We start from the raw sequence: 23070 nt of genomic DNA, 5'->3' as shown, positions 1-23070 counted from the left end.
CCCATGCAAACAGTCCGAACCATTGCCGAAGAGATTGTTGCCCGCGAGGGCGGCTTTGTGAATGACCCGGCCGATCCCGGTGGGGCCACCAATTTTGGCGTCACGATCCACACCATGCGCAGCCTCGGTCTTGATCTCGACCGGGATGGCGACGTGGACGTGGCCGATGTTCGCCTTATGACCCGCGCCCGCGCCGTCGATATTTTCATCGAGCATTATTTCGTGCGGCCACGCATCGCGGAACTGCCCGAGGCGCTGCAGGCGAGCGTGTTCGACATGCAGGTCAACGCCGGGTCCAATTCCGTGAAAATCCTGCAGCTCCTTGTGACAGAGATGGGCTTTCCCGCCACTGCCGACGGCGCAATCGGACCGGCGACCCTGCGCGCGGTGCAGGCCGCCCATGACGCGGCCCCCGCCCATATCGCCGACGCCTACGCGATTGCCCGGCGCAACTACTATTTCCGCCTCGCCGATGCGCGGCCCGCAAGCCGCAAGTTCGCGCGCGCCCGCGCAGGCGGCAAAGGCGGCTGGATCAGGCGCGCCGAGGAATTCATGGCAGCGCGCTACCGCATGTCCGACGCAGATTTCAAACAAAGGGTGGTATCATGGGGCTGATCCGATTACTGGGCGCGCTCTTTGGTGGCGGGCGCAATGTCATTGCCGAGACGGCGGAGGTCTTTCGACCCAATGCCGAGGCGGCGGATGCGCGCGAGGCGTCCTTTCAGCAAGCTGCCCTTTCGCAGATGGCTGCGGAGTTCGGCCATGGCAACAACTGGTGGTCAGCGCTGATCGACGGGCTCAACCGCCTGCCGCGCCCGGCCATGGCTTTTGGCTGCATCTTTCTCTTCTGGTCGGCCATGTCGGACCCGATCTGGTTTGCCGAGCGCATGCAGGGCCTCGCCCTGGTCCCGGAACCGCTCTGGGCGCTGATGGGTGCCATTGTCGCGTTCTACTTCGGCGCGCGCGAGCTGCACAAGTTTCGGGGCGTCTCGATGCAGAAAGAGGCCGTCCGGATCATCGCACAGGCCCCCAAAGTGGCAAGCAACATCGCCCAGTTGCGGGCGCTGCGGGCGGATAGCCCGGGCGCGGCCGATACGGGACCGGACGCCGAGGTAGCGCTGGCTGCTGTCGCTACAAGCGACAATCTGGCGATTGATGACTGGAAGCGCGCGGCATGATGGACTGGGATCTCTTCTGGAAGGCCTCGGGTGTCATCTTACCAGTGATTGTGGCCATCTACACCTTCATCGCCACCCGTCGCAAAGACCTCGATCAAAGGCTGGAGGCGGGACACGAGCGTATGGACCGGCACGAGGCGCGGATCTCGCGGCTTGAGCAGTCGGTCCAGAACATGCCGGGCAAGGATGACATGCACTCGCTGCAGCTCGAACTCGTCAGACAGACCGGATCAATGGAGAAGATGGCGGCTGTCATGGAGGGCAACGCCATGATCACCGCGCGGCTAGAGGCCATCGTGTCACGGCACGAACAACACCTGCTAAACGGAGGCAAGACGTGAGCGATTATCAGGCAACCTTGCGCAAACACCGCCGCCTCGCAATCCTGCGGCATCTCGAACAGGTCTCGGGCTACACCGCCAATGCCTCGATCCTGCGCGACGTCCTCAATGGCGTGGGCGTGGGTTCAACCTTTGACCAGGTGACCACCGAACTGGCATGGCTGCAGGAGGTGGGCATGGTCACCGTCGCCGATCATGGCGACTTTGTCATTGCCGAGGCCACACGGCGCGGCATCGAGGTCGCGCGCGGCGAGGCGGTGCATCCGGAGATCCAGCGCCCAAGCGCACGGAGGCTCTGACATGCCCCCACCCCGCAAGGTCGAGCTGCTCCCCGCCGAGCTTCGCCAGTGGCTGCACGACTGGTGGAAGGCGAAAGGGTTTCACGGCTATGAGGAACTTGCCGAGGAGTTGAACTTTCGCCTCGCCGAAGACGGGCTCGAGCTGCGCATCGGCAAGAGCGCGCTGCATGCCTATGGGCAGGAATACGAGCAATTCGTCAAGCTGCAGGACGAGGCCGGAGCCTGGGCGCAACAATGGCTGGCCGACAATGACCTCTCCGAGGAAGCCGACCGTCACCGCGTCCTCTTCCAGATGATGACCAGCGTGGCCTTCAAGGTCCTGAAATCGCAGATGAGCAAGGAGGGCGAGGATATCGACCCACGCGAGCTGCACTTTCTGGGCAAGATGATGAAGGACATCATGTCGAGCGCTGGCATCCGCGAGCAGCTGATGGTCAAGGAACGCGCCCGCATCGCGGCCGAGGAACGCGCCAATGCCGTCGAAGCATTGGACAGTGCCCGCGATGAGCTGGGACTATCGAGCGACGTCATCGGCAAGCTGCGTCGCGAGTTTCTGGGGGTGCGCGCGTGACAGAGCCGGTCCTCACCCGCGACCCCGACGCCCTGCCCGAAGAACTGCCGCGCGGCTCGGAGATCCCCGAGAGCCTCGATCCGCTGGCCGACGGCATTCTGATGGCCCATCAACGCAGCTGGCTTGCGGATGAGAGCGACCTCAAGGTCTGCGAAAAGGGCCGACGCACCGGCATCACCTTTGCCGAGATGCTGGGCTGCGCGCTCATTGCCGCCGCCGCGCGTGGTGCGGGCGGGCAGAACTGTTTTTACATCGGCGACACCAAGGACAAGGGTCGCGAGGCCATCGGCTATGTCGCGCATTTCGCGCGGGTGATTGCCGGAGCAGCACACCCCATCGAGGAGTTTCTTTTTGAGGATCAACAGCCCGATGGCACCACTAAGTTCATCAACGCCTACCGGGTGCGCTTTGCCTCCGGGTTCCGCGTAGAGGCGCTGAGTTCCAACCCGGCCAATATCCGAGGCCTTCAGGGTACCGTGGTGATCGACGAGGCGGCCTTCCACAAGGACGTGCGCGAGGTGATCGATGCGGTGAACGCCATGCTGATCTGGGGCGGCAAGGTCCGGATCATCTCGACCCACAACGGCTATCTCAACGCCTTCAACGAATTGATCCGCGAGGCGCGCTCGGGCAAGAACGGCTTTAAGGTCCACCGCTACACCTTCGGCGATGCGGTCGCCAACGGGCTCTATAAACGCGTCTGCATGATGCAGGGCAAGGCGTGGGGCGCGGAGGCCGAGGCGGAGTGGGAGGGCACGATCCGGCGCTCCTACGGGGCGCGCGAAGCCGCCATGCGTCAGGAACTCGATGCCGAACCCGCCGAGATGCAGGGCGCGGCACTGACGCGCGTCCAGATCGAGGCCTGCATGGCGCAGGGCATCCCGTTCCATCGCTGGACGCAGCCCGACAGTTTCAAGAATGCCGACGAGGCGGTGCGCAAGGCCGCCGCCGTTACCTGGTGCAAAACCCACCTTGAACCCGTGCTTGAAACCCTCGATCGAACCCGGCCGCATTTCATGGGCGAGGACTTTGCGCGCTCGGGTGACGCGACCGACATCATCATTCTCGAGCAGGGCGTCGATCTCACCCGGCGCACCAAGCTCATCGTCGAGCTGCGCAACATCCCCTTCGATCAGCAGCGCGACGTGCTCTTCTGGTTGCTCGACCGGCTGCCCAATTTCCAAAAAGGCGCGATGGACCGCACCGGCAACGGGGCCTATCTCGCCGAGGTCGCGGCCCAACGCTACGGCGCGCGGATCGTCGAGGTGGCCTTCACGCGGCAATGGTACGAGCTCGAGATGCCGCCTTATATCGAGGCCTTCTCGGATCGCACCATCGTTCTGCCCGCGCATGAGGACGTGCTGCGCGACCATCAGGCGCTGCAATACACCAACGGCATCATCCGCGTGCCTGAGAATTTCCGCTTCAAAGGATCGGACGGGCTCGACCGGCACGGCGACAGCGCCATCGCAGGCGCGCTCGCCTGGTATGCGAGCAATCAGGACGTGGTGCCGATGGAGTTTCAATCGACCGGACGGCGCACCGCCCTGACGGCCGAAGACTTTATCAGCCCGATGGGCGGACGGCGCATGGGCTTTGCCAGAGGCGGCGGGGGCTTGGATTTTGGAGGGTTCTCGGATGGCTAGAAAAACCGGCACAATGCGGCTGCGCTCGGTTCGGCTGCGCAACCCGATGGAGCTGTCGGGCATCCAGCACGGGCGCGACATCACCCGACCATGGATCGGCCCGCTGCTGGAGCCGACGGACCCGATCCTGCGCACGCGCGGCGGCGGCAGTTTCGACATCTACAAGCCGATCCTGACCGACCCGCAGGTCAAATCAGTGATGACGCAGCGCATCTCGGCCGTGACCAGCCGGGAATGGGAAGTGGTGCCGGGCGAGGAAACGGCGGCGGGCAAACGCGCGGCCGACTGGCTGCGCGACGAGCTTTCGGCCATGAAATTCGACCGCCTGACCGAGAAGATGCTCTGGGGCCTCTTCTATGGCTATTCCGTCGCCGAACAGATGTTTCGCCGCGACGGGCAGCTTTGGGGCTGGGAGGAAATCCGCGTGCGCGACCGGGTGCGGTTTCGCTTTGATGAGGAGTGCGGCCTGCGCCTGCTGACCATGTCCAACATGCTCACAGGCGAGGAAATGCCACCCGAGAAGTTCTGGGTCTTCTCGACCGGCGCGGATCACGACGACGAACCTTACGGCTTAGGCCTCGCGCATTGGCTCTACTGGCCGGTCTGGTTCAAACGCAACGGGCTGAAGCTCTGGCTGATCGCCCTCGACAAATTCGGCATGCCGACCGCACGCGGCAAATACCCGTCGCAAGCCACTGAGGCCGAGCAAAAGAAACTGCTAGAGGCCGTCATGGCCATACGCTCAGAGGCCGGGATCATCATTCCCGAGGGCATGGATATTGAGCTTTTGTCAGCGCCCTCGGGGGCAAGTTCGCTGGATTACCAGAAACTGCACGACACGATGGATGCCGCCATCTCGAAGATCGTGCTGTCCCAGACCATGACCACCGACAATGGCTCCAGTCGGTCGCAAGCCGAGGTGCATGACGACGTGGGCGACGCCGTCAAGAAATCCGACGCGGATCTCGTGTGCCAATCCTTCAACGAAGGGCCGGTGGCGCGGCTTTGCGGTTTCAACTTCCCCGGTGTCGCGCCGCCAAGGGTGTGGCGCAAGATGGAGGACCCGGAGGATACAACCGCCGCCGTCGACCGCGATGAAAAGCTGCATCGGATCGGCTGGCAGATGACCGAAGACCGCGTCAAGGAAATCTACGGCGACGGCTATGAGCGCGCCACGCCCCCGGAGAACACACCGCCAGACGAGGACACGCCCGAGGCCGGTTTCGCCGAACATGACGGCGCGCTCGACGGCCCTGTGGGCGATCTGGCAGACCGGTTGGCGAACGAGGCGTCGGTGCCGATGCTGGCGATGCTCGAACAAATCGAGGCGATGCTGGAGACGTCGACCAGCCTTGCGGAGTTCCGCGAGCGGCTGCTGGCCGGGTTTCCGGACCTGGACGATGCAGCACTCCGCGACGTGATCGCGTCGGCCCTCACGGCGGCGCATGCCGGAGGCCGCGCCGCGTTGGAGGAAGATAGTGGCTGATCTCGGCGCGACGTTTCGCCGTCCCTTCCGCGAGCAGATCGCCGCCTTTCGCCTGCGCCTGGGCGATCTCGTGCCGACGGCGCGGTGGGATGACATCACCCTCGCCCAGCACGACCGGGCTTTCATGGTGGCAGGGGCACAGAAGGCCGACCTCTTGGCGGATCTGGCGGCCTCTGTTGATAAGGCCATCTCGCAGGGCACGTCTCTGGAAGAGTTCCGCCGCGATTTTCGCGCCACCGTCACCCGACGCGGCTGGCACGGCTGGACCGGCGAAGGCAGCACGCGCGGCGAGGCATGGCGCACGCGGGTGATCTACCGCACCAACATCGCGACCAGCTACGCGGCCGGGCGGATGGCGCAGCTCATCGAGGGCAATTTTGCGTTCTGGGTCTACCAGCACGGCGGCTCAACTGAGCCGCGCCTGATCCATCTTGGCTGGGACGGGCTGGTCTTGCCACCTGATCACCCGTTCTGGATCACGCATGGCCCGCCCAACGGCTGGGGCTGCAGCTGCTACGTGATCGGCGCGCGCTCTGAGGACGGCGCACGTCGTCGCGGCGGCGACCCGGACAAGCGCCTGCCCGACGACTGGCAATCCCGGGATCCGCGCACCGGCGCGCCGAAAGGGATCGACAAGGGCTGGGATTACACGCCCGGGGCCAGCACCGTGGACGAAATTCGCACGATGGCGGCCAAGGTCGTCGATTGGCGGTATAACCTCGCGGTGGCCTACATGGCCAGCCTCCCGGACCGGACCCGCGATCTTCTGGTCGAAGGATACCGAGGCCTGCCGTCATTGGCTGACAATATCCGGCGCTACGCAGCGCGCGTCGAGACCGCGAACACCCAAGCCGCACGGAAGACCATTTCCGAGCGGGAGCCGATCCAGTCCCTCGGGTTGATGACTACCACTCAGGCCCGGCTCAACCGCGAGGGTGCGCGGCGCGATCTAGACCGCTACGACGTGGCCGTTGACGCGGATTCCATCCGTCATATTTTTGCACGCCACGGGAACCCAGAGCGCGAGGCCTCCCGTGGGCAGATAGCGGTCACCCCGGAAGACTTGGGACGGTTGCCCGAGATATTCCAGCGCCCAGACAGCTTTGAATGGACGGATGCCCGTAGCGTGCAGTCTCGGGTCTTGCGTCTGACTAAGACTATCGGCGCACGGCGCTATGTCGCGCATTTCGTCGCGCGACCGCGACGCCAGCGGCTCGTACTCTTGACCTATTGGGTGGAAAATATCGGCTGACCCCTCCCGTACGCCCAGACGCGTTCCCGCAACCTGAATGCGGTGGGTGGATGCACAGCCGACAGAAAGGAGAATAGCCATGATCACCGTCGAAATCAATGAAGAGGAAATCACCCAAGCGCTCGCCCGCGTGTCCGCTGCCCTCACCGACATGACCCCTTTGATGCAGGATATCGGCGAACTGATGGTCAATAGCACGCGGGAGAACTTCAAAGACGGCACCGATCCGGATGGCAATCCTTGGGCACCCAAGAGCCCGGCCACGCTCGAGGCGTACCGGCGGCGGGGCGACGGCCAGCCCACCCGGCCCCTGATCGGCCCCTCGCGCATCCTGTCGACCACAATCAATGCCGAGCCATCGGCGGACCGGGTCGCATGGGGTTCGAACGTCATTCAGGCCGCCGTGATGCAGTTCGGAGCCGAGGCCGGGGCGTTCGGCGCGCGCGCCGGGCGGGACAAGAATGGGCGCGAATTCATGATATCGATCCCGTGGGGAGACATTCCCGCACGTCCCTATCTCGGGGTCGGCGATGAGGACGCCGACTCCATCGTCGCCACCATCGAAGAGTATTTGGACAGTGCCGCCGGACAGTGATTTGCACCCCGCTTCAGGGCTAACAGGGCCAAATTTCTCTGAGAGCGGGGCCTGCAACCCGGCCTTTGTCCCGCAATGGCCTCTGAGCGCCTCATTAAATACCCCTTTAATACCCCCCTCGGGGATTTTGCGACCCAACCCCCGCCAGAGGTATGAGCGCACTCAGTGGGGCGTTCAGTGGCCTTGTGCATTCCGGGCTTGCCGCGCCCACCCCTCGGGCGCTACTCTGATCCAAGGCGGCCTCTGCACCAGGACCGCTTTCCCCTGAAGTCCTTCATCTGATCTGGCCCGTCGCCCCGGCTTAATGTCGGGTCATGACAAAACCGCTTCACATCTTCCGCGCTGGCCGCCACACCGCCCAATCCGGGCAGAGCCTCGACTTTTCCGAGGCCGAGGTTGAGGGCATCGCCGCCGCCTATGATCCCGCCCTCCATGAGGCCCCCATCGTCGTGGGCCATCCCCGCACCGATGCCCCGGCCTATGGCTGGGTCAAGAGCCTGCGCGCCGACGGCTCGGAGCTCTTTGCCGAGCCTGACCAGGTCGAACCCGCCTTCGCCGAGATGGTGCGCGCGGGCCGCTTCAAGCGCATTAGCGCCTGCTTCTATCCCCCCAAAGCCGCAGCAAACCCGAGCCCCGGCACCTACTACCTTAAGCATGTGGGCTTTCTGGGTGCCCAGCCCCCCGCCGTGAAAGGGCTGAAGGCCGCCGAGTTCGCCGAGGACGCCGAGGCCGTGACCCTAGAGATCGCCTTCTCAGAGGCGGAGGCCGACGCGCCTGCCGCCAGTTTCGCGGACGCCCTGAAAGGCGCGGTTTCCGCCGTCCTGTCCTGGGCACGCACGCCCGCAGGCCAAGACGCGCTCCGCCACGCCATCGACGTGCCCGAGGACGGACAAGCCCCCTTTGCAGAAACCCAAGAAGGAGAGACCGATATGTCCGGCAAGGACACGCCAACCCCCGAAGACCGCCAAGCCGCGCTCGACGCGCGCGAGGCCGAGATCGCCGCGAAAGAGGCGGCTTTCGCCGAGGCGCAGAGCACGACCCGCCGCGCCGAAGATGCCGCCCTCCTCGACGCCCTTGCCAAGGACGGGCGCATCGCGCCGGGCCTCAAGGACGAAATGGCCGCGTTTATGGAAAGCCTCGATGCGCAAGACGAGGTGGCCTTTGCCGAAGGCAAGAGCGCCAGCCCGCGCGACTGGTTCCGCGACCTGCTCTCCAAACAGACCAAGCCGCTGATCGAATTCGGCGAGCGGGCGAGCGGTGATGCCACGCCGCAGGTCAAGGGGTCGGACGATATCACCGCCGCCGCCAAGCGTCTGATCAAGGACGCCGAGGCGGAGGGCCGCACGCTGAGCTTCGCCGAGGCCGCACGCCACATCGAGGCAACCATGGAGAGCGACAATGGCTAATCCCGGACTGTTCATCAAATCCTACGCCGCCGAGGCGGCAGTGCCCGGTCGCCGGATCGTCAAATTCGGCGCGGCTGGCGGCGTCCTTGTGGCCGCCTCCGCGACCAATCTCGCGATTGGCATCTCGGACCAGCTCGACGCGAAACTTGGCGATCTTCAGGACGTGATCATGTCCGGCTCCGCCGAGCTTGAGCTTGCAGGCACGGTCGCTGCAGGTGCCCCTGTCACGTCAAATGCCGCAGGTTTGGGCGTCGCAGCCGCCGCCGGGGCCGGAAACGTCGCCGTCGGCTACGCGCTGCAGGCCGGTGTCGCTGGCGACATCATCGATGTGGCGATTGCCCGCCACTCCGTCACCTGATCCTCAAGGAGCGCTGATCAATGAGCACACCCACCCCCTTCGTCGTCGATCCGGTCCTGACCGCCATCGCCGTCAACTACCGCAACCCCGATATCTCGTTCATTGCTGACCAGGTGATGCCCCGCGTTCCGGTCATGGGCACGGATTTCAAATGGACCTATTTCCCGCCTGAACAGATGTTCACGGTGCCTGACACGGAAGTGGGCCGCAAAGGTCTGGTCCAACAGGTCGAGTTCACCGGCGAAGAGCGCACCTCCTCGGTCAAGGACTACGGTCTCGACGACGTGGTGCCGCAGCGCGACATCGATACTGCCCGCAGCCTGCGCGCCGCTGGCAACTCGGCCTTCGATCCCGAGGCCCGCGCGGTCGAAGGCGTCACGCATCTGATCCAGCTCGACCGCGAAAAGCGCGTCGCGGCCATGGTGCAGGACGCCGCAAACTATGACGCCGACAAGAAAGTGGTGCTGTCGGGCGCGGGCCAGTTCAGCGATCCCGCCTCCGACCCTATCGGCGTGATCTCTGCTGCCCTCGACGCCACCTTCATCATGCGCCCGAACGTGGCCGCAATGGGCCGCAAGGCCTGGACGGCGCTCTCAACCCATCCCGATATCCTGAAGGCCATCAACCGCACGTCGGGCGACAAGGGCCGCGCCAGCCGCGAGGCGGTGGCAGAGCTGTTCGAGCTGTCGGAAATCCTCGTGGGCGACAGCTACATCAACTCAGCCCGCAAAGGGCAAACGGCCGCTTTTGAGAAGGTCTGGGGCGGCAATATCGCCCTGATCCACCGCAACATGCAGGCAGGCCCCGACGGCACCGCCCCCGCATGGGGCTGGACCGCACAGTTCGATGGCCGCGTCTCGGGGCGCTTCTTCGACCCCAAGGTCGGTCTAAAAGGGGCCACCACGCTGCGCGTGGGCGAGCAGCTCCGCGAAGTCATCGCGGCCCCCGCCACCGGCTATCTGATCGAGGACGCAGCATGAGCTATCGCATCAAACGCACTGTGATCGCGGCCAAACGGCTGGAGATCGGCGACCAGGTAAACGCCAAGGATATCGGCACCGAGGCGCAGGTTGCGCGCCTCCTCGCCCTGGGCGCAATCGAAAAGGCCGGAGACGAGGCGGGAACCGTGACCCCACTCGAGATGGACGACGCACTGCGCGCGGCCTTGACCAATGCCATCAACGACCTGCCCGGCGACGCCTTCGACAAGAGCGGCAAGCCTAAGGTCAAGGCGTTGCAGGACGCAGCCCCCAGCATCGCCGACCGGATCACCGCAGCCGCGCGGGATACCGTCTGGGCTGAGATGCAGGCCGCCGCCAACGCGGCCACCTGAGAATACCCCCGAGGGGACGCCGCCTAGGATCAGGCGTGACAGCCGGGAGAGACCGGCACCCAAACAACGGACCCGGAGGCGGACATGCCCTATCTTTTGCCCAGCGACATGATCGACCGCTACGGCGAGGGGTTTCTCGCCCAAGTCACTGCGCGTGACACAATGCCCGGGGTGATCGACACGGCGGCGCTGCAGGTGGCCGTCGACGATGCCGTCTCCGTCGCCGAGAGCTATGTCGCGGGGCTTTATGATACGTCCAACCCACCGCGTGCGCTCACCATGCACGCCGCCGCGATTGCCTGGTATCGGCTTCTCGGCGCGCGGGCCGCTGCCTTTGACGGGGCCAAGGAAGGCTATGAGGACGCCGTCAGTTTTCTGCGGCAGGTGCGCAAGGGCGAGGCCTCGCTCGGCGACGAGACGCCCGGGGACACTGTGCGGGGCAACCCCCAGCTTCCGCAGATCAGCGCGCCGGAGGGCACCTTCAGCCGCGACAGCCTGAAAGGGTTTTGAAATGATCGGCGACGTCATCACCCGGATCGAGGCTGAGGTGCCCGAGCTTGCCGGTCGTGTCGACGGCGGGCGCGCCTTTGTCGATCTGATCCGCTCCAAGAAGCTGCCCGCGCAATCGGTCGCGGCCTACGTCTTTCCCTCCGGCATGCAGGGCGGGCGCGCCGATGCCGCGGCGGGCGTCTACAGCCAGATGCTGACCTATCGCACGAGCGTGGTGATCTTCGTGCAATCCTTTGACCGCACGGGGGCCACCGCCCTCGACAAGATCGACCAGTTCCTGATGCGCGTGATCCGCGCCTTGGCGGGCTGGGCACCGGGTGACGAGGTCGGCGTGCACCGTTTTGAGCGTGGCCAGCTCATCGAGAGCGGGGCCGGTCGCCTCGCCTATCAACTCGATTTCTCCATCGACGATCAACTGAGGATCATCTCATGACCAAACTTCCCACCTCCGGCGGATCCTACACCCGCGACGACAAGGGCGCGCTGAAACCTGCCGGGGCCAGCCCCAAGCCCACGTCCGCGCCCAAATCTGACAAGAAGGATGCCGACAAATGAGCCTGCTCTGGAGACGCAAAGTCCTGCTCGCGAAGCTGGAAACCACCTATGGAACGGACGCCACCCCTACTGGCGGCGACGCAATCCTCGCGACCGATGTGCGCCTGTCGCCGATGCAGGGTCAGGATCTCGACCGCAATCTCGACACGCCGCACGGCGGGCCCACCGGCACGATCCCGGTCGATCTGCACCGCACCATCTCGTTCAAGGTCGAACTGGCAGGCTCCGGCACCGCCGGAACCGCGCCCCGCTGGGGCCGCCTCCTGCGGGCCTGTGGCTGTGCCGAGACCGTGACGGCGGCGACGTCTGTGGTCTACAATCGGGTTTACTCGAACCTTGAGAGCGTCACGCTGCACCTCAATATCGGCGGCACGCTCTACGCCATGGTGGGGGTGCGCGGGACCGCCGCCTTTGACGTCTCGGCCTCGGGCATTCCCTATATCGAGTTCGAGTTCACCGCCCTCTACGTGGCCCCGGCCGACGTGGCGATCCCGACCCCAGATTTCACCGGCATTCCCGATCCGCTCGCGGCCTCGGATGCCAACACGCCCACCTTCACGATTGATGAGACGTCGCTTGTGATGCGGAGCTTCAAGCTCACCCTCGCCAATCGCGTCGAGGCGCAATTCCTGATCGGTGAGGAGGAAGTGCTACTCGACGGGCATGAGAACACCGTCGAGGCGCGGGTGCGTGCCGTGGCGCTGGCCACGTTCAACCCGTTCACCATGGCCGCCACCAAAGCCAAGGTCGCGCTCGAGATCGAGCACGGCAAGACGGCAGGCAACATCGTCAATATCGCCGCCCCGAATGCGCAGATGCAGCGTCCTGAAGGGCTTGAGGACGGTCAGGGTCGCAAGGAGTGGCCGCTGCGCCTTGTGCCGCTGCCCACCACCGCTACCGCTGCCGACCAGTGGACGATGACGCTCACCTGAGGGGCTTTAACGCGCCCTTCAACGCCACTTTGAAAGAGAGTTTACCCCATGTTCAAGATCGACCCGACCCCGGCCTTTACCCACCGCGTCGAGATCAAGGTGCCCACCGACGGGGGCCATGACTTGCAGGACCTGCAAGTCACGTTCCGCGTGCTGCCCGACGATGAAATCGAGGCTTTCGACATGCGCACCACACGCGGTGAGCGGGAATTTCTAGCGGCGGCCGTGGTGGGCTTTGACGACGTCGAAGACGAGAAGGGCAAGACGCTGCCCTACAGCCACAGCCTGCGCGACCGGCTGATCGGTCTGGCCTATGTCCGCGTCGCCCTGGTCAATGCCTATCACGCGGCGCTCATGGGGAAGCGGGTAAAAAACTGAAATGGGCCGGGCGGGCATGGGCGCGCGGCGACCTGATCGCTGATGACCAGGGCAGCGACCATGATGACGAGGCGGCGTTCTGGGGGATCGACCCGGGCCAGCTCACTCGCGATCCGTCCGGCTCTGGCACTGGCACTGGCATCTGGCCGCAAAACGTCCCGGTCGTTCGGGCCTTCCTCGCGGTCTGCAATCAATGGCGCACTGTCTCGGCCGGGCTGGCCGGTTTCCGGGTCGTGGGCCTCGACTACACCGCTGCACGGGCGGGCCTGCGCATGAGCGGGATACGGATCACGCCCCAACTTTGGGCCGAGGTACAGGTGATCGAAAGCGCGGCCGTGGCCGCGATGCGGGAGAGCTGACATGACATTGGTCGCACGGGCCGAAATCCTCATGGACGCCGACCAGGCGAAGGCGGAGCTGCAGGCAACCGGCACCGCCGCCAAAGGGGCCGCCCAAGACATTCGCGGCGTGGGCACCCAAGGGGCCAATGCAGCGCGCGGTGTGAAACAACTCGAGACCGCCGCGCGGACCTCGGCAACGGGCCTGACCGCTGCCAGTTCCGCTGCGAATGTCAACACTGCTGCAACTCAGAAAATGGCCTCGGCCAATCGCCTTGCCGCAGGCTCGATGGGCAACCTGGTGGCGCAGGGCAATGACGTCTTCGTCATGCTGGCAGCGGGGCAGAACCCGCTGACACTGGCTATCCAGCAGGGCACGCAGATCACTCAAGTCATAGGCCCGCTCGGGGCTGCAGGCGCGTTCCGGGCTTTGGGCGGCGCGGTTCTTGCGATGCTGAGCCCCATTAATCTGATCACCATCGGCGCGCTCGCGGCGACGGCTACCGTGGTCAACTGGTTCATGTCATCGTCAGAAGAGGCCGAGAGCTTCGCGGACAGCGTTGAAGCGCTCGAGACCCGCATCGACAGCCTGAAGGACAAGATCGCCGAGGCCTCTGCCACCCGGCTGGAGCTGGCCGACCGGTTTGGTGAAGGCTTCGTTGACCGCGCGCAGGACATTCTCGACCGCATCGTCGAGGCAGAAAAGCGCGCGGCACAGCGCGAGGCGGCGTCAAATATCGGCTCGTTTGTCGGCGAGACGGGCATAAACCCCTCGCGTGGCGTCGGATTTAACCGCCGTGCCATCGAAGACGAATTCGACTTCGGCGGCATTATCCGAGACCGAAGCGTATTTGACGAACAACGCAGGCTTGCGGAAGCCGTCGCAGAGGACCTGATCGCGCTGCAGGACGCCGCTGGCGGGACAATTGAACAGCAGCAAGGCGCCATTGAGGCGCTCATTCTAAGCTACACCGCCGCCGCCGAAGCGGTGGGGACAATATCCGAGGCAGAAGAAGCCCGACTTCTGACACTTGACCAGATGCGTATCCGCTTGGCCGAAGTCGCCGAGCTTCAATCGCAAAACCCTGAGGACAACCGCCAGTCCGAGGAAATGCTGACCTTCCTCGACCTGGTGACCAAAAGCACCGGCGAGCAGCTGAAGGCCGAGGCGGCGGCGCAGGCCATGCTTTTGACGCTGACCGAGCAGAATGCGGTCGCGGAGGCTATCGCCCGGACCGGCGCGGACAGCGTCGAAGTCTCGCGCCTACGCGCGCAGTTCGCCCTCAACGCCAAGCTGGAGGAGATCGCGGCTTCGGACGCAAGCGAGGCAACCAAGGAGGCACTGCGCGAGGCGGCTGAAGCTGCATTTGATCTGTCGACGGTAGATGTTTCCGGCGCGTTGAACGCCGCCGCAAATGAGGCAGCCCGCCTCTCGGCCGAGGTGCGCGGCGCTGTCGACGCAATGTTCGACCTGCAATCTCAAGGGCAGGCCCAGCTTGAGACCGCGCGTATCCGTGCCGAGTTCCGCGACGACCCTGTTGGACGTGCGGGGGCCTTGGCCGGTGCACGTTTTGACAGAGACACACAACCACTTCGCCGCGACGGCTTTGCGAACGCCGGGGAGGAAGCCTTTCTCAACAGCCAACGGCAAGCCGCCATCGAGCAGGCCCGCGAAATTGCGCGCCTCAACGAGCAGGCCCGACCCACGCGGTCCGGCAGCGGCGCGCGGGGCACATCGACCAACGAGACCCTGCGCGAACAGCAGGCCCTTGACCGGCTGATCGCATCCAAACAGCGCGAGATAGAGGCCCTGCGCGAAAGCGATCCGGTGCAGCGCGAGATGATCCGCTTGCGTGAACGCCTGACCGCCGCGACGCCAAAGCAACGTGCGGAGATCGAGGCTCTCGTCGAGGCCCATGAAAACGAGCGCGTCGCCATGGAGCGCAAGGAGGAATTCGGCAACGCCGTCGACGACGTGCTGCTCGAGGCCGAAAGCCTCCGGGACGTCTGGGAGGGGATCGGCGACATGATCATCCGCGCGGCCAAGGAAGCGCTCATCCTCGGCTCTGGCCCGCTGTCCGGTCTCTTTGGGGGCAGCGGCGGCGGCGGTCTCCTGAGCGGGATCTTCGGCGGCGGCGGGCTTGGCGATCTCTTTGACCTTTTCTCGGGAGGCTCGCTGCTCTCCTTCGCCAATGGCGGCCTGCCCGGCTTTGCCAGCGGCGGCGATCCTCTTGTCACCCGTCCCGGCCTCCTCTTGGGCGCAGGCACGGGCCGGGGCGACCGTATTCGCGCGATGGTGAGTGCCGGGGAATTCATCATGACGGCCGAGGCCACAGCGCGCAACCGCGCGGTGCTCGAGGCCATGAACGCAGGCGCGATCATTCCGGGCTTTGCCGGGGGCGGCCTGCCCCTGCCTGTGCAGGCTGCGGGCGCAGCGCCGGCAAGAGGTGGCGGCGCGGGCGCTTCGGCGGAGGGCATGACACGCCTGCGGATCGAGCCGTCGGACCTGTTCCGTGTCGTCGTCGAGGACCGCGCGCGGGACGTGGCCGTGGACGTAGTCGACAACTTTTCAAACGAGCAGCTGCCGCTCCGGGTCGAGACGATCCGGCGCGACCCGCTGGGGAGGGGATAATGGCGGTCCAGGTTTGGCCCATTCCGACGTCTGGATTTTTCGACCTCTTGGGGATCGAAGAGGCCACCTTTTATCTGCCGGGCGACAGCACAAGCTCTGTCACGGCCGGGGGCGAGGTCATCACCCATCGGCGAGGGGCACGGCTCTGGCAGGGCGAGGTCGTTCTGGGCAAGTCGGAGCCCGACGTGATCGCGGCGCAAGACGCGCTGATCGAGCACCTGCTCGAGCCGGGGGCGTCCTTTATGATCTATGACCGCCGTCAATTCGCGCCCCAAGACCCCGCCTATCCGGCAGGCATCAACTGGGCCGCGCAACCGGTCACGATCAAGAGCCTCGTGCCCGGCAACCGCGAACTGAGCCTGCAAGGCCTGCCGCCGAACTTCACCCTGCGGCGCGGGCAGAAAATCGGGTTTCAGTATCTGACGAGCCCCGTCCGATATAACGTCCACCGCATTCTCAATGCGACCGTCACGGCGGATAGCACCGGGGCGACTGCCCGGTTCGAGGTGTCCCCCTTCCTGCGACCCGGCGTCGTGGTCGGGGCCTCAGTGGTCGTTGATCGCCCGCAGGCGCGGGCAAAACTACTCAGCTTCAAACCGGGACCGGGGCGCTCGCGCCGCACCGAGGGCGGCAGCTTCACCTGGCAACAGACGCTGGGGGGCGGCGTATGAGCTTTGATCTCGCGCAGACAGATCAGTTGGCCGAGCGCAGCGGCACGGATGCGCATATCCTCGTGTTGATCGAGCCACGCGACCGGGTCACGGGCGAGATCGTCCAGATGGGGCTCTGGACAGGGGACGATCACCAGACCTTTAGCGTCGACGGCGAAACCCATCTCTTTCTGGGCGCGGGCAATGTGATCGAGGTGCCGCCGATCCGCGCCGGGATTGGCCTTGAGGTACGCCGCAACCGGGTCATCCTGCCGCCAATGACGGATGCCGCAAAGCTCGCCTTGCAGGTCTATCAGGCCTCACAGGCGCGGGTGCGGGTCTGGTCACAGCCGATGGATATCTACACCGGCGCGCCGTTGGGCACGCCACAGCGCGTCATCAAGGGATGGTTAGAGACGGCACCGGAGACGCTGGGCAAGCTCGGCGATCAGTCGCGCACGGAGCTGGTGATTTCCTCGGCCGCGCGGCGGCTTACGTTTCGCCAGCCTCTCTTCAAATCTGACGCGGCACAACGGTTGCGCGACCCGGCCGACAGGTTCCGCGAATATGCCGCCAGCATCGCCGACCGCCCGATCCCATGGGGTCAGGAAACGGTCGTGACCGAGATCCCGCCAGCGCCACCGCCCTTGAACGTGGACGGAGACAACCGGCGATGACGGGACGCGTGCATCTTCTGCGGCAATTCCTCGACGCCCGGCGCGCGGTAGCATTCCGGCCGAGCCTGTCCGACTGCGCAATGTTCGCGGCCGACTGGATCGCCGTGCTGACCGGGCAGGATCCGGCCGCACGGTGGCGCGGGCGCTATCGCAGCATTGAGGAGGGTCGCACGCTTCTAGCCGCCGACGGGTTCGCGTCGCCCGCCGAGGTTCTGGCACCGATCCTGTTGCCGGGCGCAGGCTGGATGCAGGCGCAGACCGGCGACGTGGCCGTGCTGATCGAGGCAGGCGAGGAGGTCATGGGCATCATCGGTGGCGGTCATATTCACGCACTGCGTCCCGGTCGCGGCCTTGGCGCTGCCCCACTAAATCGCGCCATCCGGATTTATCGGCCATGAGACTGTTTGCTTGGATAGCGGCACTCGTGCTCGCCTCGACGGCACCCGCTTCGGCCGGGCCGCTGGCCGCCGCCGCCGCCGCCATCTTTGCCGGGATCACGGTCAAAGCCGTCGCGCTCTTTGCCCTGCGGCTATTCGCATCGGTCGGGCTAAGCCTGTTGCAACAGCGCCGAGCCCGGCGCGGGCGCAACACCGCCTTCGGGCTGCAGGTGACCGCGACCACGCGCGGCGAGCTGGAGAGCGAGACCACAATCGTCGGCCTCTACGCCACCAAAGGGCATCTGATCTATCACAACAGCCACGGCCCCAATAACAAATACTACCAGACCGTCATCGAGCTGGGCGGCCTGCCCGGGGCCACCTTCAGCCGCTTGATGGTGGACGGCGTCTATTCCGAGTTGGGGACAGAGGAACATCCCGACTACGGCTTTCCAGTCCTCGCCAAGCGCGACCTTGGCGTCGATTATGCATGGATCAAGGTCTACGACGGCACCCAGACCGGCGCAGATCCGACACTCGTCGCCAAATATGCCGAGGACCCCGAGACGCCCTGGACAGAGGCACATATCGGGCACGGCATCCCCTACGCGATCCTGACGATGGAAGTGAGCTCCAAGGTCTGGCCCAATGGAGCGCCGGAGCAGCGCTATGAGGAGAACGGCATCCCGTTCTACGATCCCCGCCTCGATAGCACGGTCGGCGGCACAGGCCTGCACCGCTGGGACGATCCAACGACATGGGGGCCGACACGCAATCCTATCGTGAAGACCTACAACATCCTGCGCGGCCTGTCGCTCCATGACGGCTCGATCTGGGGCGGCGAGGCCGACGCAGAGGATCTGCCGCTTTGGAACTGGGTGCCGGGCATGAACGCCTGCGACGTGGACGTGGACGGGCGGCCTCAGTACCAGTCCGGCTATGAGATCAAATTCGCCGAGGACACGTCCGGAGATGTGATCAACGAATTGCTCGCCGCCTGCAACGGCCAGATCGCGGAGTTCGGGGGCTTCTGGTATATTCAGGTCGGCGCACCCGACATCGCCGTGGCCGCGATCACGGACGACGATCTTCTGGTGACGGACGCCGCCACCAAAGACCCGTTTCCCGAACTGCTTGAGATCTTCAACCGGGTCACCGCCAAATATGTCTCGCCCGGCGCGCTCTGGAACGGCGTGCCCCTCGATCAGATCCGCAATCCCGACTGGGAGGCAGAGGACGGTATCGTGCGGAATTTCGAGCTGGACCTTCCGGCCGTGTTTAACCCGGGACAGGCCGGGCAACTGGCCGAGGACACGCTGCGCGACCATCGCCGCTGGCGGCGTCACGCCTGGCCACTGCCGCCCGACTATGCCGGTCTGCGCCCCCTCAATACTGTGGTCGTCACCAGCGCCTGGAACGACTACGACGCCAAGCTCTTCGAGGTCACGGAGATCGTGCTCGATCTGCACCGGTTGACCATTGTCACCTCGCTACGCGAGCGCGACCCGGATGATTTCGAGATCGACCCGGCGTATGAGATCCCCGACCGCGCCTCTATCCTGCCCCGCCCAATCCCTACAGACGCAGGCCTGCCCTTTTTCGACGCCGACGCGCGCATTGTCACCAATCAGGCAGGCACCCGTGCGCATGCGGCCGTCGACGTCTTCTGGGATGCCTCCGGGATCGCCGAGACTATCAAGGGCATCGCCATTGAATGCCAAAAGCGCGAGACCGAGGAGGAGGTCTGGAGCGGCACCGTGCTCGATGTCGAGCGTGGCGCAATGACCATCCAGCCCGTGCCGCCACTCACGAACCTGCGCGTGCGCGCCAAAGCGCTTTCTGACAATCGCCGAGGCACATGGACTGCATGGATCTGGGTGACCACTGACGACGTGCGTATCCAGCGGGCTGATTTTGCTGCCGGTATCGAACCCGTCACGATTGTCGAGGGCACGCTCCCAACGGTCAAGCTGACCGAGGCGATCATGTTTGAGAGCAAGCTCTATCGTTGGAGCGGCACGGCCTATGTCGCCACGGTGCCTGCCGTTGATGTCACTGGGCAGTTGACCGATGCGCAGATCGCGGCCTTGGCGGCGGCAAAACTGACCGGGCAGATACAGACACCGCAGATCGCGACCGGCGCAGTCACGGACGCCAAAATTGCGGGGCTTGCTGCCTCGAAAGTTACGGGTCAGTTAACCAACGCGCAGCTTGCCGCCATCGCAGCCGCAAAGGTGACGGGGCAAATCACCGGTACGCAAATCACGGACGGCGCGATTTCGACACCCAAGATCGCTGTGGGTGCCGTGACCGCCTCGCAGATCGCAGCAGACACGATCACAGCCGCCAAGATCGCATCCGGCACGATTACAGCAACTGAGATTGCATCGGGCACCATTACCTCTGCCAAGATCGCGGCAGGCACGATCCAAGGATCCAACATCGCCGCAAACACGATCACCGCGTCACAGATAGCGGCCAGCACCATCACTGCCTCTGAGATTGCGACGGGTGCTGTTACAGCGGTCAAGATCGCCGCCGCGACAATCACGGGTGATAAGATTGCGGGCACGACGATCACCGGTGACAAGATCGCCGGCAATACGATTACTGCGGCCAAGATCGCCTCGGGAACTGTCACCGCCGCTGAGATCGCGGCGGGCACCATCACAGGCGACAAGATTTCCGCCAACACGATAACGAGCGCACTGATCGCGACGGCTGCGATCAACGCCGGGCAAATCGCTACGAATGCAATCACAACGGCCAAGATCAACGGACGCGCTGTCACTGAGCCGTCCACGTTCTTCGAGAACTACGGCGGCGGCACCAAGACGCCCGCGACAGCCACGGCATGGAACAACGCGACGTCTTTCATTGTGAACGTGCCGGATAGTGGCTCGCTTCTGATGATTGACTGCCATGTGAATTGGCTGCTGAACGGCGGGCCAACTGCTGGGTCGTGGGGGCTGCGTCTGCTGCTGAGCGGGTCGCCCTTTGACTCTCAGGGTGGTGCACATTTTCAGGAGCTTGTTCCGTTTCGGCGAACAATCTCAGTGGGGACTGGCAATCAGACAATCACGCTGGAATGCCAGCGCGGCTCGGGTGTGCCCTTCCTGATCCAGAACGTCCATTCCGTCGCCACGATCCTCAAGAGGTAACGCATGACCGTCAGCGCCAACATCTATAACCCGGCCACGGGTCAGATCACGGGCCACGTTGAGGCATCGGCAAGCACCATTGCCGCCAATGTCACGCCTGAGCGGGGCCTGTTTGTCGGTGCGCTGGCAGACACTGCGACACACTACATTGCGTCGGACCCGCTGCGCATCGAGGCGCGCCCGACGATCACGCCGCCTGCCACCACGCAAGACACCGGCTGGGTTTATGACCTGTCCCTGCTACCCGTCGGGAGCGCGGTAACAGTGCGCAACGAAGTGGGCGACGAGCTCGTCATCATGAACCTGTCGGAGCCTCTGACGCTGGTCGATGCAGGCGTGTACGCCCTCGCCGTCGCCCCGCCGTTTCCGTGGGTCGGGTTTGATGCAGAGGTGGAGGTAAGCGATGCCTGAGTTCCGCCAAAATACACCCCGCGCACAGGCCATCCGCGCCGCCCAAATCAAGGCGGACTGCAGGACCCTCATCCTCTCCGTGGCCGACTTGGAAACACAGAGCAACATCGCCCAGGCGGGCATCCTGTTCTCGACAGCCACCATCAACGGCGCGGCGCGCGCCGACGCGCTGGCACTCGCAGGCCTCATCGAGGGCGACCAGGAGCGCGCCGTTGCATGGACCGCGTGGCGCAAGGCGATGCAGGCGGAGAGCCGTCGCGCCATCGAGGACGGGGATGCACCCGTCTGGCCAGACGTACCAACCGGGGTCGCGGAATTCGCGGCCCGACACTGAAACCACGAACACCCAAACCAAAAGGAAACTGACATGTCGACCTTCTCCACCTACCTCGAAGCCGCCCTGCTCAATCACGTTTTTCGCAACACCCCGCTGCCCAGCCCCGAGGCGGTGTATCTGGCGCTCTTTACGGCCGCGCCCACTGACGCAGGCGGCGGCACTGAAGTGACCGGCAGCGGCTATGCCCGCGCGGCCGTGACCTTTGCCGCGCCCGCTGCCGATCCGGAGGATGGCACCCGACAGGCGGTGCTCAACGGCCCGGACGTCGTGTTTTCCTCGACCCACGATCCGGTGCAGAGCGTTGTTGCCGTCGCCTATTACGATGCGGCGACAGGGGGCAATTTTCTGAGCTGGTCGGCAATCCCCCCCGCCGATCTGGGCGTGGGCGCGGAGATCAAGTTCCCGGCGTCGAAACTCAAGGAATTCCTTTCCTGATGAACCGCGTCGCCTATGAGAGCAACGGCGGCCCGGTGGTGGATGGCGTTCGCGCCATCCACGCCTGGAACGCGGCTCTCATGGCGGCAATCGACCTGCTCGAAAAATACGAGCGCCCGAATGTGAGCCTCAAGACCTTAAGTTCGGACACGTTCGACGCGGGGCGGATGGATCTCGCGGCCTCACTCAAGCGGGATCTCCGCGCTCTCAAGCTGTGACATCACGTAAGGAAGCCCAAAGATGGCGCTGATCACCACGAATCTTAAAGCTCAGTTCGAGACAACCAACACGGTTGTCTCCCCGACGCTGTGGGTGGACGAAGTCGCCGGGATTGAGCTAGTCCAAGAACACCTTATGACTGCGCCAGTGTTGCGGACAGGCGAAGAGGGAACACCTACTGGAGCGAGTTATTTTCAGTTTGTCGGTAGCATTGACGGACTTGGGAATGACACCTTATACGACCACGATCTGCCAGACGGGGCGGAGCCTCGTACGATGTACATCGTTGCCCGTTATCCTAACCAAGTGAACGCCGGTAACTTCAACGGCGTGATGTATGGCAATCCCTCTACGCGCCAGGCATTCGGTATGGTGATGAGCGGCACTGAAAAAGTGCTCACCGACTTCTGGGCGGCCAGCTATGCGTCGGTCGATAGTTTCAACGATGACCTTTGGCATGTGCTAGCGGTCACTTTTGACGGGGAAGATGTTGAAGGGTTCATCGACAACGTGAACCTGATGGGCGGCACCCCGGCCACGCTCAACACGGTACTGGAACGCCTCTATATCAATTACAAACTCAGCAACAACAGCGGTGCCTTCATGGATTGTGCCGCTGTTTTGATCTATGCCGGGGCGCATAATCCGGCGCAGTTGGCTGAGACGAACGCCTATCTTCGCAACAAGTATATCGAGGAAATCCCTAGTGGCGGTGGGACGGTTGTTTCTGAGCGCGCCGCATCGAGTGGCGGCACCTCGGGTCTGAACGCCGCTCCTGTCTCCGTGCTCTCACGAACCGCATCGAACGGCGGCACATCGGGAGCTACGGCGGCCCCCGTTATCGTGCAGGGCCGCGCTGCGACCTCCGGCGGAACATCTGGTGCCGACGCGGCAGCCACTCTCGTCTCGGGTCGCGCTGGCGCATCCGGCGGCACCTCTGGCGCGTCTGCAAGCCCTGTCCGGATCGCCACGCGCAGCGCACCGGGCGGCGGC

29 protein-coding genes are annotated in these 23070 nt (G+C 64.6%); all 29 read left to right on the top strand.

Features of this window, described 5'->3' with window-relative positions; genetic code table 11:
• Positions 1-3 precede the first annotated feature (3 nt).
• Positions 4-615: a holin-associated N-acetylmuramidase gene (locus VR71_RS10680; RefSeq protein ID WP_045683728.1), complete on the top strand. Its 612-nt coding sequence runs from the start codon at positions 4-6 to the stop codon at positions 613-615.
• Positions 606-1178: a holin family protein gene (locus VR71_RS10675; protein ID WP_045683725.1), complete on the top strand. Its 573-nt coding sequence runs from the start codon at positions 606-608 to the stop codon at positions 1176-1178. The genes VR71_RS10680 and VR71_RS10675 overlap by 10 nt, the downstream gene beginning before the upstream one ends.
• Complete coding sequence (locus VR71_RS10670) at positions 1175-1519, top strand: DUF2730 family protein (protein WP_045683723.1); 345 nt, start codon at positions 1175-1177, stop codon at positions 1517-1519. The genes VR71_RS10675 and VR71_RS10670 overlap by 4 nt, the downstream gene beginning before the upstream one ends.
• A complete protein-coding gene (locus VR71_RS10665; RefSeq protein WP_008280207.1) occupies positions 1516-1818 on the top strand; it encodes a hypothetical protein in 303 nt (100 codons plus the stop codon). Before VR71_RS10670 ends, VR71_RS10665 begins: the two co-directional genes overlap by 4 nt.
• Before the next feature lies 1 nt (position 1819).
• Positions 1820-2389, top strand: a complete 570-nt coding sequence (locus VR71_RS10660) for a phage protein Gp27 family protein (RefSeq protein ID WP_045683715.1) — start codon at positions 1820-1822, stop codon at positions 2387-2389.
• Positions 2386-4035 (top strand): phage protein, encoded by a 1650-nt coding sequence (locus VR71_RS10655; protein WP_045683713.1) that lies wholly within the window; start codon positions 2386-2388, stop codon positions 4033-4035. Before VR71_RS10660 ends, VR71_RS10655 begins: the two co-directional genes overlap by 4 nt.
• Positions 4028-5521, top strand: a complete 1494-nt coding sequence (locus tag VR71_RS10650) for a DUF935 family protein (protein WP_045683711.1) — start codon at positions 4028-4030, stop codon at positions 5519-5521. Before VR71_RS10655 ends, VR71_RS10650 begins: the two co-directional genes overlap by 8 nt.
• The gene (locus VR71_RS10645) at positions 5514-6773 is read left to right on the top strand and encodes a phage minor head protein (protein WP_296430203.1); all 1260 of its coding nucleotides are present in this window, start codon (positions 5514-5516) and stop codon (positions 6771-6773) included. Before VR71_RS10650 ends, VR71_RS10645 begins: the two co-directional genes overlap by 8 nt.
• Positions 6774-6852: 79 nt before the next feature.
• Complete coding sequence (locus tag VR71_RS10640) at positions 6853-7368, top strand: phage virion morphogenesis protein (protein WP_045683706.1); 516 nt, start codon at positions 6853-6855, stop codon at positions 7366-7368.
• Between the two features lie 314 nt (positions 7369-7682).
• Complete coding sequence (locus VR71_RS10635) at positions 7683-8774, top strand: hypothetical protein (RefSeq protein WP_045683704.1); 1092 nt, start codon at positions 7683-7685, stop codon at positions 8772-8774.
• Positions 8767-9132, top strand: coding sequence for a DUF2190 family protein (locus tag VR71_RS10630; protein WP_045683702.1), 366 nt, complete (start codon positions 8767-8769; stop codon positions 9130-9132). The genes VR71_RS10635 and VR71_RS10630 overlap by 8 nt, the downstream gene beginning before the upstream one ends.
• A 20-nt stretch (positions 9133-9152) precedes the next feature.
• The gene (locus VR71_RS10625; RefSeq protein WP_045683700.1) at positions 9153-10112 is read left to right on the top strand and encodes a hypothetical protein; all 960 of its coding nucleotides are present in this window, start codon (positions 9153-9155) and stop codon (positions 10110-10112) included.
• Positions 10109-10465 carry a hypothetical protein gene (locus VR71_RS10620; RefSeq protein WP_045683698.1) on the top strand — a complete coding sequence of 119 codons (357 nt, stop codon included), beginning with the start codon at positions 10109-10111 and terminating at the stop codon, positions 10463-10465. Before VR71_RS10625 ends, VR71_RS10620 begins: the two co-directional genes overlap by 4 nt.
• An 84-nt stretch (positions 10466-10549) precedes the next feature.
• Complete coding sequence (locus tag VR71_RS10615) at positions 10550-10975, top strand: DUF1320 domain-containing protein (RefSeq protein WP_045683696.1); 426 nt, start codon at positions 10550-10552, stop codon at positions 10973-10975.
• Between the two features lies 1 nt (position 10976).
• Positions 10977-11408 carry a hypothetical protein gene (locus VR71_RS10610; protein WP_045683694.1) on the top strand — a complete coding sequence of 144 codons (432 nt, stop codon included), beginning with the start codon at positions 10977-10979 and terminating at the stop codon, positions 11406-11408.
• A complete protein-coding gene (locus VR71_RS24865; RefSeq protein WP_296430199.1) occupies positions 11405-11530 on the top strand; it encodes a hypothetical protein in 126 nt (41 codons plus the stop codon). Before VR71_RS10610 ends, VR71_RS24865 begins: the two co-directional genes overlap by 4 nt.
• A complete protein-coding gene (locus VR71_RS10605) occupies positions 11527-12462 on the top strand; it encodes a phage tail tube protein (RefSeq protein ID WP_045683692.1) in 936 nt (311 codons plus the stop codon). The genes VR71_RS24865 and VR71_RS10605 overlap by 4 nt, the downstream gene beginning before the upstream one ends.
• 48 nt (positions 12463-12510) lie before the next feature.
• Positions 12511-12840, top strand: coding sequence for a hypothetical protein (locus VR71_RS10600; protein WP_045683690.1), 330 nt, complete (start codon positions 12511-12513; stop codon positions 12838-12840).
• Positions 12837-13199 carry a DUF1799 domain-containing protein gene (locus VR71_RS25555; RefSeq protein ID WP_367118651.1) on the top strand — a complete coding sequence of 121 codons (363 nt, stop codon included), beginning with the start codon at positions 12837-12839 and terminating at the stop codon, positions 13197-13199. The genes VR71_RS10600 and VR71_RS25555 overlap by 4 nt, the downstream gene beginning before the upstream one ends.
• Before the next feature lies 1 nt (position 13200).
• Complete coding sequence (locus tag VR71_RS10590) at positions 13201-15810, top strand: phage tail length tape measure family protein (RefSeq protein WP_045683686.1); 2610 nt, start codon at positions 13201-13203, stop codon at positions 15808-15810.
• Positions 15810-16481, top strand: coding sequence for a hypothetical protein (locus VR71_RS10585; RefSeq protein WP_296430197.1), 672 nt, complete (start codon positions 15810-15812; stop codon positions 16479-16481). Before VR71_RS10590 ends, VR71_RS10585 begins: the two co-directional genes overlap by 1 nt.
• Positions 16478-17137 carry a hypothetical protein gene (locus VR71_RS10580; protein WP_045683681.1) on the top strand — a complete coding sequence of 220 codons (660 nt, stop codon included), beginning with the start codon at positions 16478-16480 and terminating at the stop codon, positions 17135-17137. Before VR71_RS10585 ends, VR71_RS10580 begins: the two co-directional genes overlap by 4 nt.
• Positions 17134-17535 (top strand): hypothetical protein, encoded by a 402-nt coding sequence (locus tag VR71_RS10575; protein WP_296430195.1) that lies wholly within the window; start codon positions 17134-17136, stop codon positions 17533-17535. Before VR71_RS10580 ends, VR71_RS10575 begins: the two co-directional genes overlap by 4 nt.
• The gene (locus tag VR71_RS10570) at positions 17532-20675 is read left to right on the top strand and encodes a phage tail protein (RefSeq protein WP_045683680.1); all 3144 of its coding nucleotides are present in this window, start codon (positions 17532-17534) and stop codon (positions 20673-20675) included. Before VR71_RS10575 ends, VR71_RS10570 begins: the two co-directional genes overlap by 4 nt.
• Before the next feature lie 3 nt (positions 20676-20678).
• The gene (locus VR71_RS10565; RefSeq protein ID WP_045683678.1) at positions 20679-21086 is read left to right on the top strand and encodes a hypothetical protein; all 408 of its coding nucleotides are present in this window, start codon (positions 20679-20681) and stop codon (positions 21084-21086) included.
• Positions 21079-21420 carry a hypothetical protein gene (locus VR71_RS10560; protein ID WP_045683676.1) on the top strand — a complete coding sequence of 114 codons (342 nt, stop codon included), beginning with the start codon at positions 21079-21081 and terminating at the stop codon, positions 21418-21420. The genes VR71_RS10565 and VR71_RS10560 overlap by 8 nt, the downstream gene beginning before the upstream one ends.
• Before the next feature lie 33 nt (positions 21421-21453).
• Positions 21454-21858, top strand: a complete 405-nt coding sequence (locus tag VR71_RS10555; protein ID WP_045683674.1) for a hypothetical protein — start codon at positions 21454-21456, stop codon at positions 21856-21858.
• On the top strand, positions 21858-22076 hold the full coding sequence (locus VR71_RS10550; RefSeq protein ID WP_045683672.1) for a hypothetical protein: 219 nt from the start codon (positions 21858-21860) through the stop codon (positions 22074-22076). The genes VR71_RS10555 and VR71_RS10550 overlap by 1 nt, the downstream gene beginning before the upstream one ends.
• A gap of 22 nt (positions 22077-22098) precedes the next feature.
• A partial coding sequence (locus VR71_RS10545) for a hypothetical protein (RefSeq protein ID WP_296430193.1) occupies positions 22099-23070 on the top strand: 972 nt, incomplete at its 3' end.

The organism is Roseovarius sp. BRH_c41 (genome assembly GCF_000961715.1).
GTDB lineage: Bacteria > Pseudomonadota > Alphaproteobacteria > Rhodobacterales > Rhodobacteraceae > Roseovarius.
The sequence above is the reverse complement of the archived record's forward strand: the minus strand, read 5'-3'. Positions and strand labels throughout refer to the sequence as shown.